The sequence below is a fragment of the Cupriavidus sp. KB_39 genome (assembly GCF_052114485.1).
Taxonomy (GTDB): domain Bacteria; phylum Pseudomonadota; class Gammaproteobacteria; order Burkholderiales; family Burkholderiaceae; genus Cupriavidus.
Window position 1 is genome coordinate 15,999 of the sequence record NZ_JBFREV010000041.1, and the last position, 14,387, is coordinate 30,385.

Here is a 14,387-nt window from a genome sequence, read left to right on the forward strand (position 1 = left end):
ATCAGGCCAGCCGGAACACCTCCACCGCCTGGCGCAGCTCCTGCGCCTGGTGATGCAGGCTCTCGGCGGCCGCGGCGGCCTCTTCCACCAACGCGGCGTTCTGCTGCGTGGTGGTATCCATCTCCGCCACCGCGCCGCTGACCTGCGCCAGCCCCTGCGCCTGCTCGCGGGAGGCCACGCTGATGTCGCTCATCAGCGCCGCCATGCCTTCCACGCGCCGCACCATGTCGTCGATGGCGGAACCGGCCTGCTGCACGGCCTCGTTGCCAGACTTCAGGTCCGTCACGGTCCGCTCGATCAGCCCCTTGATTTCGCCCGCCGCGTTGGCGCTGCGCTGTGCCAGGCTGCGCACCTCGCCGGCCACGACCGCAAAGCCGCGCCCGTGCTCGCCCGCCCGGGCCGCTTCCACGGCGGCGTTCAGCGCCAGGATGTTGGTCTGGAAGGCAATGCCGTCGATCATGCCGATGATGTCCACCACCTGCTGCGCGTTGCGATGGATCTCGGCCATCGTATCCACCACCTTGCCCACCGTCATTCCGCCCGCGCGGGCGGCCTCGGCGGCGCTGGCCACAGCGGCGTTGGCGTCGTGGGCGTTGTCGGCGTTCTGCTTCACGGTGGCGGAAAGCTGTTCGATGCTGGCCACGGTGCGCTCCAGGCTGCCCGCCTGCGAGGCCGTGCGCGACGACAGGTCCGCGTTGCCGCTGGCGATCTGGCTCGTGCTGCCGGCGATGGCCGCCACGCTGCCGCGCACCTTGTCCACGATGCCGGTCAGCCCCTGCCCCACGCCGTCGATGGCGCGCATCAGCTCGCCGATCTCGTCATTGCGCGGGCTGTCCAGCCGGGCAGTCAGGTCGCCCTCGGCCAGCCGGGAGGCCGCGCCGGCCGCGTGCGTCAGCGGCTGRCTGACCATGCGACGCAGCAGCCACCAGAACGCGGCGGACACCGCCAGCGCCACCAGCAGGCCGGCGGCCAGGAAGCGGTTGCGGCTCGCCACCAGTTCGCCRCGCAGCGAATCCATCGGCACCGTGCCGGCGATCACCCACTGCCACTCGGGGTAGGTGGCGAACGCGGTCAGGCGYTCGGCGGTGGCGCCATTGCCGTCATTGCCCATGGCCACCGTGTGCACCATCGAGCCCTCCTTGGCGGCGATCATGTCGCGCACCCAGGTCTTGCCATCGGCGTCCTTGGCGTCGATGCGCACCGAGCCCTCGCCGCCGGCCCGGTCGACCAGCACCTTGCCCTGGTCCGCGCCCGGCCGGGCGTCGATCACCATGAAGTGGCCATCGCTGCCGATGGCTTTGCGGCGGATGCGGTTCTTCAGCATCGCCAGCTCGGCCTCGACGTTCACGCCCACGTACAGCGCGCCGACGATYTTGCCGCCRGCGTCGCGCACCGGYTCGTACTTGCTCATATAGGGCTTGCCGAACAGCCASGTCAGCGCGCGGTAGGACTTGCCCGCCGCCACGGCCGTGTAGGCGGCGCCGGCGCGGTCCAGCAGCGTGCCGATGGCGCGCTGGCCGTCCTGCTTCTTGAGCGAGGTGGTTACGCGGATGTAGTCGTCGCCGGTGCGCGCGAACACCGTCGCCACCACGCCACCGGTGGTGGCGAGGAAGCGGTCGGGCACGTCGAAGCTGTTATTGAGCACGAGGTCGCCGCTGCGGAACGTCGGTGTGGCCTTGCCGGCCACTTCCACGGTCTGCGCCGGGTCCACGCTGTACGGGCCGGGCAATACGGCCGCGAAGCTCAGCATGAAGCGATCGGCTTCCTGGAGGATGGTGTCGTCGAGCTGGCCGACCAGTTCGCTGAGGGTCTGGCTTTCGGCGTAGATGGCCTCGCGGGCCTGGTCCTCGAGCTGATGCATGCTGCTCAGGGACARCGCCAGCGCGTAGGCGCCGAATGCGATGATCTGGACGACCAGCACCACCAGCGCGATGCGGGTGCCGATGCTCCAGCTACCGGCGAGCGCGCGCGCGCGGCCGGCCGACGCGGGTCGGGAGAGTGAGAGAGAAGTCAAAAGGGGCGCTCCGTGGCAATTCCACGCACCTTWATGGCGCGCGGGCAACGCCCGCTCTGACGGCAGGTCGTCACAGCGTCAATAACGGATGGCGCGCCCCCCGGCTTGAATGGATCGAACGCTTACTCTAATAGGTCACATCAGGATGCAATGTCGATTGCAACCGGTTGCATGGATGTGTTCGATCAAACGTCCAGCCGACCAAGTCGCACAACCGTCACACCCGGCCGAAGCTGGCGCAGCGACGGCATCACCAGCACGCAGTGGTCGTACGGCGTGGTCACCGGCTCGCCATCGCGCCAGCCGATCACGGTGCCCGCCTGGTCGAAGGTTTCCAGCCCCGTGTACGGGCCGGCGAAGCGGAAGTCCATGCTCGCCGCCACCACGGGCTCGGTCACGCGTACCACGCGCTGCGCCGCCGGGAGCGGGCGCAGCCAGCCGGCCGGCAAATCCGCTTCTTCGACGATGCCCGCCTGCAGCAGGAAGCGCGCCGTGCAGTCGCGCGCCACGTCCACGGCGGCGGTCTCCCAGTGCTGGCCGCACTCCACCAGCAGCGCGTTGCGCGCGCTGSCCGGGTCGCCGAAGCCGGCGTAGTCGCGCATGCGGCGGCCCTCGGGGTGGCCTTCGTCGACGATGATGTCCGCCGGGGCGCCGAGCGCCTTCGACAGCGCGATGCCCTTGTCGAGCGGCCCGGAGACGATCAGCGGCCGGCTTTTCTCGTGCATCGAGTGCAGGTCGAGCAGCAGGTCCACGGTATCGATCACGGGGCGCATGGCGCGGGCGCGTCGCAGTTCGCTGGAATCGCGCGTGGTGTCGTCGAGCACGGCGGCGGTCCAGACGCGGTTGAAGTCCTGGTCGACGAAGCGCGAGGCATCGGGCCGGGCGGCGTCGAAGGTGGCGTAGGCGTCCACATTGGCGAACGCCAGCGTCAGGCGCCCCCGGCGCGGACGCAGGCCGTGGTCGAGCAGGCCGGCCACGGCGATGGCGCCGCAGACCTCGTTGCCGTGYGTSAGCGCGTTGACCATCACRTGCGGGCCCGGCAGGCCGGAATCGAACGTGTGGACGTAGGCGATGCCGGTGTTGCCGGCGGCGTAGGGGCGGATATCGGGAAAGCTGACCTCCACCGGATAGGCGGCGAAGGCGGGAGGCGTCTGCGTCATGGAAAGAATCCTATTTACTCGCGGATATCGGCGGTCTGCACGATGGTCCGATAGCGGGCCGTCTCGCGCTTGATAAAGGTGCCGAACTGGGCCGGATTGGCCGGCGCCACCTCTACGCCAGCTTCGGCCAGCTTCTTGCGGACGTCCGGCAGGGCCAGCACGGCCTGCATCTCGGTGTTCAGGCGGTCGATCACCGGGCGCGGCGTGGCGGCAGGCGCCATCAGGCCGAACCAGACGCCCATGTCCACGCCCTTGAGCGACGGCGTCTCGGCCAGCGCCGGCACGTTCGGCGCCACGCTGGCGCGCTTGCCCTCGGTCACGCCATAGGCGCGYACRCGGCCCGCCTGGATATGCGGCAGCGCCGACGACAGCACCATCACGGCGAGGTCGATCTGGCCGCCCAGCAGGTCCGTGGCCATCGCGGAGGCGCCCTTGTACGGCACGTGCGTGATGTTGACCTTGCCCTGCTGCTTGATCAGCTCGCCCGCCAGGTTCAGCGGCGTGCCCACGCCCGACGAGGCGTAAGACAGCTTGCCCGGCTGCGACTTGGCCAGCGCCATCAGCTCGCCCGCGTCCTTGGCCGGCAGTTGCAGCTTGCCGACCAGCACCATCGGCTGCGTGCCGACGAAGGTGATCGGCGCCAGATCCTTCTCGCCGTCATAGCGCACGGCCTGGTTGGTCAGGCGGGCGATGGAGACCTCGCTGCCCGAGCCCAGCAGCAGCGTGTAGCCATCCGCCTCCGCCTTGACCACCTTCGACGCGCCGATCGTGCCACCGGCGCCGCCGAGGTTCTCGATCACYACGCTCTGGCCGAGCCGCTTGCCCAGCTCCGGCGCCACGGTGCGGGCGACCAGATCGACGCTGCCCCCGGCGGTGTAGCCCACCACCAGCGTGATGGGCTTGGTGGGATAGCCACCCGCCGCCTGGGCGACGGTGGCGGCGAGGGCACAACAGCTCAGGGAGGCGGCAGCGGCCGCGCGCAGCAGGGTTTTCATGGTGATTTCTCTTCCGGCAGGTGTGGTGTTGTCCGGCGATGGTAGTGAGCGCCGGGCGCGCCGGCATGCGGCTTTGGCAATGCGGGTTGCCATTTCGGCAATGGGCCGGAATGGTGCAGTTGGACGCACAAATGTGGGTCGAAAATCGACGGAGTTCGCTCCCGATTCTGCGCGCGAATCGACAGCTAAGACGCGTCCTAATCCGCCCGCTGCGCCGCCGCCCGCCAGAACGCCTCCGCCAGCGCGCGCATCGACGCCCGGGGCCGGTAGAGGCGGATGTCGAGGGCRAGGTCGGAGGCGTCGCCGCCGTCCAGATCGGCSCGCACCAGACGGCCCGCGTGGAGGTCGTCGGCAATCAGCCGGGCGGGCAGCCAGGCCAATCCCATCGACTGGCGCACCATCTCATGCACCGATTCGGCGAAATCGCTCACGGCGATCACATCGAGCCGCGCAGCCAGCTTCCGGCGTGCGATTTCCTGATTGACCATGCGGCCCATGGTCAGCGTCTCGGCGTAGGCGATCATCGGCACGGGCGCGGTACGCGTGGCGGTCTTGGCCCGGTGCAGCCGATAGGCCGGGCCGCCGCGCGCGTCGGCGGCGGCCACGCAGACCAGCCGCTCCACGCCCACCGGGTGGAAGGTGTAGCGCGCRTCGTCCAGCATCACGGGCAGGTCGTGCGGGCTGTAGCAGAGCAGGAAATCGACGTCRCCTTCGGTGAACAGCGCGAGGGCGTCGTGCGTGGCATGGGTGGAGATGCGCGTGCGGAAGCCGGCGCCGGCCGGGTCGTCGCGCAGCGCGTGGCGCAGGCCGGCCAGCCACGCCGGCACCATCGAGCGGGCCAGCGTCTTGCCGGTGGCGATGGTCAGCGTTTTGGCATCAGCGCGATGTGCGGCCCGCAGCGACAGGCGTGCTTCGTCGAGCGTGCGCAGCGCGGCTTCGGCGGCTTCAAGGAACTGGCGGCCCTCGGCGGTCAGCCGCACGGGAAACGCGCTGCGGTCGATCAGCGGCGCGCCGGCCCAGACCTCCAGCGCCTGCATGCGCCGGCCGAACGCCGGCGGCGTGACATTGCGCAACTCGGCCGCGCGCGCCAGGCTGCCGGCCTGCGCCAGGCAGACGAAGTCTTCGAGCCAACGGATGTGCATGGGGGGCGGCGGGCGGGGCAGGCGGGAGATCGGGCATTGTAGCGCCGGCCCCTGCGCGACTCGGTTAGAATTTTCCCCCATGGCCACCGAACCGCGCGGCGCCAAGCCGCCGCATCCCGAATACACGATCGACGAACTGGCGCGCGCGGCCGGCACCACGGTGCGCAATATCCGCTCGTACCAGGATCGCGGCCTGATCGATCCGCCCGAGCGGCGTGGCCGGGTCGGCATCTACACGCCAACCCATCTCGGGCGCCTTCGCCTGATCCATCACCTGCTGGCGCGCGGCTACACGCTCGCCAACATCATGGAGCTGCTCAAGGCCATCGTCGAAGGCCACGACCTGCGCTCCATCCTCGGGCTGGAGACGGCCATCAGCAGCCCGTGGAACAGCGAGGCGCCGCGCCATTATTCCTACCTCGCACTGGCCCGGCTGTTCGGCCGTGCGGTGTCGCGCCCGGCGCTGGCCAAGGCCATCGCGCTGGGGCTGCTGGAGCCGGACGGCTTCGGCTACCTCGCGCGCAGCCCGCGCGCGCTGATGGCCGGCGCGGAGATCGCCCGGGCCGGCTTCGGGCTGGAAGACGTGCTGGACATCATCGAGCATTCCCGCAGCCACTTCCAGGCCGTGTCCGACCGCATCGTCGGCATGGTCGTGCGCGAGCTGGACCGCTTTGGCGAAGGCCAGCTGCCGCCGCCGGCCGAGGTGCCCCGGCTGGTGGACATCCTCTGGCGCATCCGCCCGCTGGCGATGGTGGCCGTGGAGACCGAGATGATGCGTGCGCTGGARATCTCGGCCAACAAGTACCTCGGGGACCGCGTCGCCGCGATCCTTGAACACCTGCACGATCCCGCCGCGCCTCCCTCGGAACCTCCTACCGAACCSCGCAGCTAGGCCGCGCTGCGGATCGACGGCGCGCGCGTGCTGGCCCCGGCCTGCAGCGCGGTCTGCTCGATCTCCTCGATCAGCGGCCCGATCCGGTTCAGTTCGGCCCGGTTGTCCTCGTCCCACGGATGGAAACCCGGCCGGAAGTAGTCGAACCATTCCGGGATCATCTTGCGCAGCACACCCGGCGCGCCCCAGAGGAAGTTGACGACCTTGCCGAAGCCGGGCAGCTTGTGGCGGCAGGTCTTGTCCGCCATCACCAGCCGCACGTGGAAGACGAAGACCAGCGCCCAGAACGTGACCGTGGTGGTCAGCATGGTGAWCGCGCGCAGCAGGTAGCGGTACGGGCCGGGCTTCATCACGGCGTTCCAGACGTCATAGGCCACGGCCTTGTGCTCGGTTTCCTCGAGCGCGTGCCAGGTCCACACCTGCCGGTAGCCCGGCTCCGAACGGCCCATGTGGCGCGGGTCGGACAGCATGCCGCCGGCCAGCATCGCCGTGTAGTGCTCCAGCGCGATGGTGTGCGCGAGCTGCCACGAGTGCGGCAGGATCTTGCGCAGMAAATTCAACAGTTTTGATACAAAGTTGTCGAGCTGGCTCGCCGGCAGGCCCGCGTCGTCGAGCAGCCGGTTGTAGAGGATGTGCTCGCGCGTGTGCATCGCCTCCTGGCCGATGAARCCGGCCACGGCGCGCTTCAGCTCCGGGTCGGTGAGCTGGTCGCGGTAGTGGCGCACGCTGTCCATGAAGAAGCGCTCGCCGGCCGGGAAGAAGATCGACAGGGCGTTGATGAARTGGGTGACGTGGGGGCCGCGCTCGTGCCAGTCGCTGATGCGGGCTGGCGGGAGGTGCGGATGCACGTCGCGACGGACTGGCATCATGATGTGAGCTCCTTGATCGAAAGCGGACGGCCTGCGCCGGCGGCGTCCAGGAACGGCAGGAGGTCGGTCGCCACGCGGTGCGGGTCTTCCTCCATCGGGATATGGCCCAGGCCGGCGTAGCGGCGCAGGGTGGCGTYGGGCAGCCGCGCCAGGAAGGCGTCGGCGTGCGCGGGCGGAATCCAGCGGTCGCGGTCGCCCCACAGCACCAGCGTCGGCGCGCGCACGCCGGCCAGCAGGTCGGTGGCGAGGTCGGCGAAATCGAGCTTCGGCACCATCCGGCCGATGGCCTYGCGGCTGCCCTCGGCGTAGAAGAAATCGACATAGCGCCGGAAGGTGGCCTCGGGCACGCGCGAGGCRTCGCCGTACACATCGCGCGTGGCCGCCCGGATGATCCACTCGGGCAGCAGGCGCGGCGCCGACCAGCGCACCAGCGCGTGGCGGAACAGATCTATATAGATAGGGAGTTGCATCGGGAAACCGGCCGCATCGATCAGCACCAGCCGGTTGACCAGCGAGGGGCGGCGCACGGCCAGGTCCCAGGCGATCAGCCCGCCCAGCGAGTTGCCGATCAGCGTGGCGCGCGAGACCTGCACGGCGGCCAGGAAGGCGTCGATGAAGTCGCGGTAGACGTGGATGTCCATCGTCACCACGCGGCCGCGTGCGTCGCGCAGCGGTCCGGTCAGGCCGAACGGGGCGATGTCGAGCCGCAGCACGCGGTAGCGCTGGCGCAGCGCGGGCATCAGCCCTTCCCAGGTGTGCAGGGACGCGCCGAAACCATGGATCAGCACCAGCGGCTCGCCCTCGGGCACGCCCTCCTCGGTGTAGTGGACCAGCGCGCCCATCACCTGCACCCAGCGCGAGGCCGGCAGCGCGTAGCGGCGCGCCAGCGTAGCGCGGGACAGGCTGAAGAAGCCCACCCGCCCCTGCCCGAACCAGCGCGTGAACGCGCCCGGCGGCGCCTGCAGCGCGGCTTCCCGCGGCAACGCGGCGCGGGTCATGCGCGCTCTCCTTCGCTGGCCGCCGCCGGCGTGCCGTCCGGCATCAGCGTCTTGCGCTTGCGGCGCGTCTCGCGCACCACCAGCGACTGGTACGCCGCCGGCAGCAGGCGCGCCATGGCGTCTGCCGCGTACGCATCGGGCCCCACCAGCACGCGCCGCTTGTTGGCGCGCACGCCGTCCAGGATGATGCCGGCGGCCTTCTCGGGCGTGGTGATGAAGAACTTCTCGAACTCTTCACGGCCCTGCTGGGCATCGCGCACAAGCAGGCCGTTCACGCTCGGCGAGACGCGGCTGTCGCGCGCGATATTGGTCTTGATGCCGCCCGGGTGCACCGTGGTGGCCGAGACGCCGCAGTCCATCAGGTCGAGTTCCTGCCGCAGCGACTCCGTGAAGCCGCGCACCGCGTACTTGCTGGCGTTGTACGCGCCCATGCCGGGCTGCGCGAAGAGGCCGAACACGCTCGAGGTGTTGACGATGTGGCCCTCGCCGCTGGCCTTGAGATGCGGCAGGAAGGCCTTCGTGCCATGGACCACGCCCCAGAAGTTGATGCCGATGATCCAGTCGAGATCGTCGTACTGCATGCCGTCCACGGTGCTGGACAGCGCCACGCCGGCGTTGTTGAAGATCAGGTTGACGCGGCCATGCGCGGCGGCCACGTCGTCTGCCCAGGCGTGGACGGCGGCGCGGTYCGCCACATCGACGAGGTGCGCCGTTATCGTCACACCCGGCGCATGGCGCGCGACCTGCGCAGCGGTTTCCGCCAGCCCCGCCTCGTTGCAATCGGAAATCGCCACGTGGCAGCCCTCCTGCGCGAGCTGGATCGCCAGGCATCGGCCCATGCCCGAACCGGCGCCGGTGATGGCGGCCACCTTGTTTCGAAACACCTTCATGCGGGTCTCCTCTTTTATTTGGCGTGTGGGGCTAGAYGCGGATCGCGTCGGCGTCCTCGGGCTGCGGCATGCCAGTCGGCTGCCGTGCCGGCCATCGCTCGTAATCGGCCGGTTGGAAAGCCTGCGTGGCGCGGCGGAACTGCCAGGTGAAGCCCGGCCACAGCGTGGTGTTCTTGCCGTTGCGTGGGTCGATGTACCAGCTGGCGCAGCCGCCGGCGCTCCAGATGGCGTGGCCGAGCTTCTGCTGGATGTTGCGGTTGAAGGCGGCCTGCACGGGCGGGCGCACGTCCACGGCCTGGAGGCGGGCCTGGCGCATGTGGCGCAGCGCGTCCAGCACGTAGTTCACCTGCGACTCGATCATGAACACCATCGAGCTGTGGCCCAGGCCGGTGTTTGGGCCGACGATCAGGAACAGGTTCGGGAAGCCGGCCACGGTGGTGCCGAGGTAGGCCTGCGCGCCATCGCGCCAGGCATCGAGCAGGTCTTCGCCGTCGCGGCCGACGATCACGCCGCGCGGCAGCGGGTCCGTGGCGTGGAAGCCGGTGCCGAGGATGATGCAGTCCGCCGGGCGGCGCGTGCCGTCGCGCATGACGATGGCGTCCGCCTCGACGTGGTCGATGCCGGTGGTCACCACGTCCACGTTGGGCCGCATCAGCGCCGGGTAGTAATCGTTCGAAATCAGCACGCGCTTGCAGCCGATGGTGTAGTCCGGCGTCAGCGTGGCGCGCAGGGTCGGGTCCGGCACCTGCCGCCGGAGATGGCGGCGCGCGATGCGCTCCACCGCCTTCATCAGCTTCGGATGGAGCACGAAGCCGAGCACGCGCGATTCGAGCATCCAGTAGATCCCCGTGCGCGCCAGCGCCTGCGTGAACGGCAGGTGGCGGAACAGCCAGCGCTCGGTGGCGGAGACCGGCCGGTCCGGCTTCGGCATGATCCACGGCGGGGTGCGCTGGTAGAGGTCGAGCTGATCGACGAGCGGCGCGATCTGCGGCACGAACTGGATCGCGCTGGCACCGGTGCCGATCACGGCAACGCGCTTGCCGGCCAGCGGCGTGTCATGGCGCCACTGCTGCGAGTGGAACATCGCGCCCGCAAAGGTATCGAGGCCGGGAATATTGGGGATCGATGGCCGGCTCAGGCCGCCCATCCCCGACACCAGCACCCGCGCCCGCACGCGCCGGCCATCGGCCATGCGCAGGCGCCAGCAGCCTGCCGGGGCGTCCCAGGTGGCCTGCTGGAGCGAATGCCCAAGGCGCAGGTGAGGGCGCAGGCCGAAGCGGTCCGTGCAGTGTTCCAGGTAGGCGCGGATTTCCGGCTGGGTCGAGAACATGCGCGACCAGTCCGGGTTCGGCGCGAACGAGAACGAATAGAGGTGCGATTGCACATCGCAGGCACAGCCGGGGTAGTGGTTGTCGCGCCAGGTGCCGCCCACCGCCTCGGCCTGCTCGAAGATCAGGAAATCGTCTTCGCCAGACTGCTTGAGGCGGATGGCCATGCCCAGCCCGGCAAAGCCGCTGCCGATGATGGCGATGTCGCAGGTGACTTCGGTGCCAAGACCGGCCGGCAGGTCCACGGGTGCGTTCATAGAGGGCGTTCCGGTGGGTGCGCTGGCGGCGCCGGCTGGCGGCGGTTCGTTAGCGACACCGTTTATTGTGACATTGGTCGATGTCATCATAGGTAGCGCTTCCGGGGCCGGTCAATCCGATGGCTTGAAGGATTGCTCTATTTTTGGGGGATTTCCAGTGTCGTAGCCATCACATAAAACGAYGACRCRGCGATGGGCGCAGCAGTGGGTACGGATGTCAGCCGCGCGTTTGAAACCGAAGTGGAAGTCGAAATTATTCTCGGGCGCTTAGGCAGAATCGCAACGCCGTCATCCCAAGAACAAAAACGGAGACACCGCATGCCCCGACCAGCTTCCCTCGCCCCACCCCAACGACCCGCGCGTCGCGCATTCCTGAAGGTTGGCGCCGGCTTCTCGGCGGCCATCGCCTGCTCGGCGCTGTTCCCGGCGCTGACCGGCTGCACGCCCGCCGATGCGCCGGAGGCCGGCATGGCGTTCCTGCGCCCGGCCGATGTGACCCTGTTTCGCGCCCTGCTGCCCGCCATCGCCAGCGATCTGGCCACGGTGGACGCCGCCACGCACGAGACGCGGCTGGCCGCCGCCGTAAGGAACATCGACGGAACCATCGCCGCGATGGATCAGAACGGGCGCGGGGAACTACGCAAGCTGCTTGACCTGCTGGCCAGCACGCCGCTGCGCTGGGCCGTGGCGGGCGTTCGGTCGCCGTGGGAGCAGGCCACGCCCGATGCGGTGCGCGCCTTCCTCGCGCGCTGGCGCGCCAGCCGTTTCGAGACGCTCAACGCGGGCGGCGTGGTGCTGGTCAAGCTGGCCAGCGTCGCCTACTTCGTGCTGCCGGGCACCTGGGCTGCGAGCGGCTATCCCGGCCCGAATCCCGCGGTCTATCGCGCCCTCCACAGCTAAGGCTCCCGCTCATGGCCATCGACGATATTTACAGCGCCGGCATCGCGTCCGGCTGGAAGGTGCTGGACGCCGCCACATTCACCGCGCCGCGCACGCTCGACACTGACGTGGCCATCATCGGCACCGGTGCGGGCGGCGGCATGGCCGCCGAAATCCTCAGCGAAGCGGGCCTGCGGGTGCTGCTGCTCGAGGAAGGCGGGCTGCATACCTCGAACAGCTTCCGGGACATGGACGAGGCGCGCGCCTATCGCGATCTCTACCAGGAGGCGGCCGCCCGGGCGACGTCGGACGGTGCGATCGCCGTGCTGCAGGGACGCTCGGTGGGCGGCAGCACCACGGTCAACTGGTCGTCCAGCTTCCGCACGCCGTCCCGGACGCTGGCGCACTGGGCCAGCGAACACGCGGTGACGGGCCACAGCGAGGCCGAGATGGCGCCGTGGTTCGCGCGCATCGAGGCCCGGCTCGGCATGGCGCCRTGGGCGATGGCACCGAATCCGAACAACGCGGTGCTCAAGCGGGGCTGCGACCAGCTCGGCTGGGAATCGCACGTGATTCCGCGCAATGTGAAGGGGTGCTGGAACTCCGGCTATTGCGGCTTCGGCTGCCCGGTCAACGCCAAGCAGTCGATGCTGGTGTCGACGATTCCCAACGCGCTCGCCCACGGCGCCACGCTGATCCACCGCGTGCGGGTACGCAAGCTCGACCATGACGGCAAGGCCGTGCACGGGCTGACGGGCGAGGCCCTCGGCTTCGACGGCTATACGCCGACCGGCGTSACGCTGACCGTGCGGGCACGCCATGTGGTGGTGGCGGGCGGGGCCATCAACTCGCCGGCGCTACTGCTGCGTTCGGGGGTGCCGGATCCGCACGATCTTGTCGGTCGTCGCACGTTTATTCATCCGGTGAATTTGAGCATTGCGGAAATGCCGGAGCTTATCGAACCGTACTATGGGGCGCCCCAATCCATCGCCTCGGACGAATTTCAGTGGCGCAATGGCGCCACCGGCCCGATGGGCTACAAGCTGGAGGTCCCGCCGATGTTCCCCGGCATCAGCGCTGGCGTGCTCAACAATTTTGGCGATGCGCTGCGCCGCGAGATGGCCGCGTTGCCGCACACCAACGCCATGCTGGCGCTGTTGCGCGACGGCTTCGTGCCGGATAGCCCCGGCGGCCGGGTGCGCGTGGCCGACGACGGCAGCCCGGTGCTGGACTACGCGCTGAGCGACTACGTCTGGGACGGCGTGCGCCGCGCCTGGCTGAGCATGGCCGAGGCCCAGTTCGCCGCTGGCGCCAAAAAGGTGCGTCCCGCCCATCTGGACGCCGCCTGGTACACCAGCTGGCCGCAGGCGCGCGACGCCATCCAGACCCTGCCCCTGAAGCCGTTCCGTGCCCTGCTGTTCACCGCCCACCTGATGGGCGGCTGCGCGATGAGCGACGACCCGGCGCGCGGCGTGGTCGATAGCCAGGGCCGGCATCACCATTTGTCCAATTTGTCTGTGTGCGACGGGTCAGTGTTTCCTACGAGCATCGGGGCGAATCCCCAGTTGTCAGTTTTCGCATTGACGGCGCAAAATGGTATGTCGCTAGCAGCTCGCATCACGGCGTGATGGGATCGGCGGCGGCCCGCTCGGGGGGGCGGTAGCGTTGGGTTGGGGATCGCGCAGCGGAGGCAAACCGCCGCCAGGCTTGGCATCACAAGGCATGGCGGAGGCCCGGCGACTGTGGCGACCCTACGGATTCGCGTAGGTTTTCTGCCTGGCGGATCGGTACTCGCGGTCTAGAGGAACTCTTCGAAAATTGCACTTGTGAAACAGTCGAGGCGGTGAAGTAGGCTTCGTACAACCGTTTCAAGCATCCGTACGCCGACAGAGCAACGGAGCCACAGTGGTAGTGGATATTTGCAGGGGTCCACAGCAGTAATTTTGCGAGAGACACCCCATGAAGACCGGCAAAAGCACGGCAGGCGATACCAAGGCGCGGATCCTGGATGCGACCGAGAAGCTGTTCATCGAAGTGGGCTACGAAGCGACCTCCCTGCGGCAAGTCACGTCGCGGGCGATCGTCAATCTCGCAGCCGTCAACTACCACTTCCGCAGCAAGGAAATGATGATGCAGGCGGTGCTCGGCCGCCGGCTGGATCCACTCAACACGCGGCGACTGGCGCTCCTCGATGCCTGCGAGGCCCGCTGGCCCGGCCACGCCATCCGCTGCGAACACGTGATGGGCGCGCTGTTCGTGCCCGCGCTGCAGATGGCACGCCAGCCCGAGATCGGCGGTCCGTCCTTCCTGCGCCTGCTCGGGCGGGTGTACTCGGACACCTCGCCATTCATCCAGTCCTACCTGATGGGGCACTACGCTCCGGTCTTCGGGCGCTTCTTCGAAGCCTTCGCCCTGGCGCTGCCGGACGTGCCACGCCAGGAACTCGGCTGGCGCCTGCATTTCGCGCTCAAGGCGCTGGCCGGCGTGCTGGCCGGCGACGAACTCGGCAACCTGATGCCGGCGTTCACGCAGGGCAAGAGCATGAGCGATGCGCACGTGCTGGCCCAGCTGACGTCGATGGTGGTGGCAGCCCTCAAGGCGCCCTCGCCCGAGACGCAGGAGCTGGGCGCGCTGCAGGACGTGTTCGACATCGGCGATGCTCAGCAGGCCGATGAGCAGGCACATATGGCGGCCCTGGCCGCCACCGTGGAGGACGAGGCCCACCAGGCCGCCGTTGCCACGGCCGCCGCCGTGAACCGTGCCCGACGCGGCACGCGCACGGTACGCAACGAAGGGGCCACGCGCGCGGCCACCGCCAGCCTGGCGGTACGCCGCGAGATGTGTCCCGCTTTCCCCAGCAATCCGCTCGACGACTGGATGCGCACCCGCTCCAGAAACTAGCCGTGCGCGGCGGTCTCCATCGGGACCGCCGCCCTGGCACCGAGCGCGCGACGACCCGCGTC

The 14,387-nt window shown here is 69.2% G+C and carries 12 protein-coding genes; 4 read left to right on the forward strand and 8 right to left on the reverse strand.

Annotation, left to right across the window (positions count from 1 at the left end):
• Position 1: 1 nt before the first annotated feature.
• The 4 genes from AB4Z27_RS24165 to AB4Z27_RS24180 all read right to left on the reverse strand — a co-directional run bounded on the left by AB4Z27_RS24165 (position 2) and on the right by AB4Z27_RS24180 (position 5,311).
• Positions 2-2,014: a methyl-accepting chemotaxis protein gene (locus AB4Z27_RS24165; RefSeq protein WP_092291092.1), complete on the reverse strand. Its 2,013-nt coding sequence runs from the start codon at positions 2,012-2,014 to the stop codon at positions 2-4.
• A gap of 185 nt (positions 2,015-2,199) precedes the next feature.
• On the reverse strand, positions 2,200-3,174 hold the full coding sequence (locus tag AB4Z27_RS24170; RefSeq protein ID WP_441645442.1) for a M14 family metallopeptidase: 975 nt from the start codon (positions 3,172-3,174) through the stop codon (positions 2,200-2,202).
• Positions 3,175-3,188: 14 nt separating this feature from the next.
• The gene (locus AB4Z27_RS24175; protein ID WP_441591540.1) at positions 3,189-4,169 is read right to left on the reverse strand and encodes a Bug family tripartite tricarboxylate transporter substrate binding protein; all 981 of its coding nucleotides are present in this window, start codon (positions 4,167-4,169) and stop codon (positions 3,189-3,191) included.
• 197 nt (positions 4,170-4,366) lie between these two features.
• On the reverse strand, positions 4,367-5,311 hold the full coding sequence (locus tag AB4Z27_RS24180) for a LysR family transcriptional regulator (RefSeq protein ID WP_441645443.1): 945 nt from the start codon (positions 5,309-5,311) through the stop codon (positions 4,367-4,369).
• A 79-nt stretch (positions 5,312-5,390) separates the two neighbouring features.
• Here AB4Z27_RS24180 and AB4Z27_RS24185 point away from each other — a divergent pair, with 79 nt between their 5' ends.
• Positions 5,391-6,203 (forward strand): MerR family transcriptional regulator, encoded by an 813-nt coding sequence (locus AB4Z27_RS24185; RefSeq protein WP_441591544.1) that lies wholly within the window; start codon positions 5,391-5,393, stop codon positions 6,201-6,203.
• Here AB4Z27_RS24185 and AB4Z27_RS24190 read toward each other — a convergent pair.
• Genes AB4Z27_RS24190 through AB4Z27_RS24205 form a run of 4 tightly spaced genes read right to left on the reverse strand, consistent with a single transcriptional unit; the run spans position 6,200 to position 10,545 of the window.
• On the reverse strand, positions 6,200-7,072 hold the full coding sequence (locus AB4Z27_RS24190) for a metal-dependent hydrolase (protein WP_441645444.1): 873 nt from the start codon (positions 7,070-7,072) through the stop codon (positions 6,200-6,202). The two genes, AB4Z27_RS24185 and AB4Z27_RS24190, sit on opposite strands and share 4 nt — an antisense overlap.
• Positions 7,069-8,070, reverse strand: coding sequence for an alpha/beta fold hydrolase (locus AB4Z27_RS24195; protein WP_441645445.1), 1,002 nt, complete (start codon positions 8,068-8,070; stop codon positions 7,069-7,071). The genes AB4Z27_RS24190 and AB4Z27_RS24195 overlap by 4 nt, the downstream gene beginning before the upstream one ends.
• Positions 8,067-8,960: an SDR family NAD(P)-dependent oxidoreductase gene (locus AB4Z27_RS24200; RefSeq protein WP_441645446.1), complete on the reverse strand. Its 894-nt coding sequence runs from the start codon at positions 8,958-8,960 to the stop codon at positions 8,067-8,069. Before AB4Z27_RS24200 ends, AB4Z27_RS24195 begins: the two co-directional genes overlap by 4 nt.
• Before the next feature lie 31 nt (positions 8,961-8,991).
• Complete coding sequence (locus AB4Z27_RS24205) at positions 8,992-10,545, reverse strand: flavin-containing monooxygenase (RefSeq protein ID WP_441645447.1); 1,554 nt, start codon at positions 10,543-10,545, stop codon at positions 8,992-8,994.
• Between the two features lie 318 nt (positions 10,546-10,863).
• On the opposite strand from AB4Z27_RS24205, the gene AB4Z27_RS24210 reads away from it, so the two are divergent.
• The 3 genes from AB4Z27_RS24210 (at position 10,864) to AB4Z27_RS24220 (ending at position 14,325) form a co-directional block, all read left to right on the forward strand.
• Positions 10,864-11,445 carry a hypothetical protein gene (locus tag AB4Z27_RS24210; RefSeq protein ID WP_441645448.1) on the forward strand — a complete coding sequence of 194 codons (582 nt, stop codon included), beginning with the start codon at positions 10,864-10,866 and terminating at the stop codon, positions 11,443-11,445.
• A gap of 11 nt (positions 11,446-11,456) precedes the next feature.
• On the forward strand, positions 11,457-13,052 hold the full coding sequence (locus AB4Z27_RS24215; RefSeq protein ID WP_441645449.1) for a GMC family oxidoreductase N-terminal domain-containing protein: 1,596 nt from the start codon (positions 11,457-11,459) through the stop codon (positions 13,050-13,052).
• Positions 13,053-13,383: 331 nt separating this feature from the next.
• Complete coding sequence (locus tag AB4Z27_RS24220; RefSeq protein WP_441645450.1) at positions 13,384-14,325, forward strand: TetR/AcrR family transcriptional regulator; 942 nt, start codon at positions 13,384-13,386, stop codon at positions 14,323-14,325.
• The last annotated feature ends 62 nt before the right edge of the window (positions 14,326-14,387 follow it).

Excerpts from the sequence above, each read along its gene's own strand:
- AB4Z27_RS24210 (WP_441645448.1), top strand. The coding sequence starts at position 10,864 with ATGCCCCGACCAGCTTCCCTCGCCCCACCCCAACGACCCGCGCGTCGC.
- AB4Z27_RS24220 (WP_441645450.1), top strand. The coding sequence starts at position 13,384 with ATGAAGACCGGCAAAAGCACGGCAGGCGATACCAAGGCGCGGATCCTG.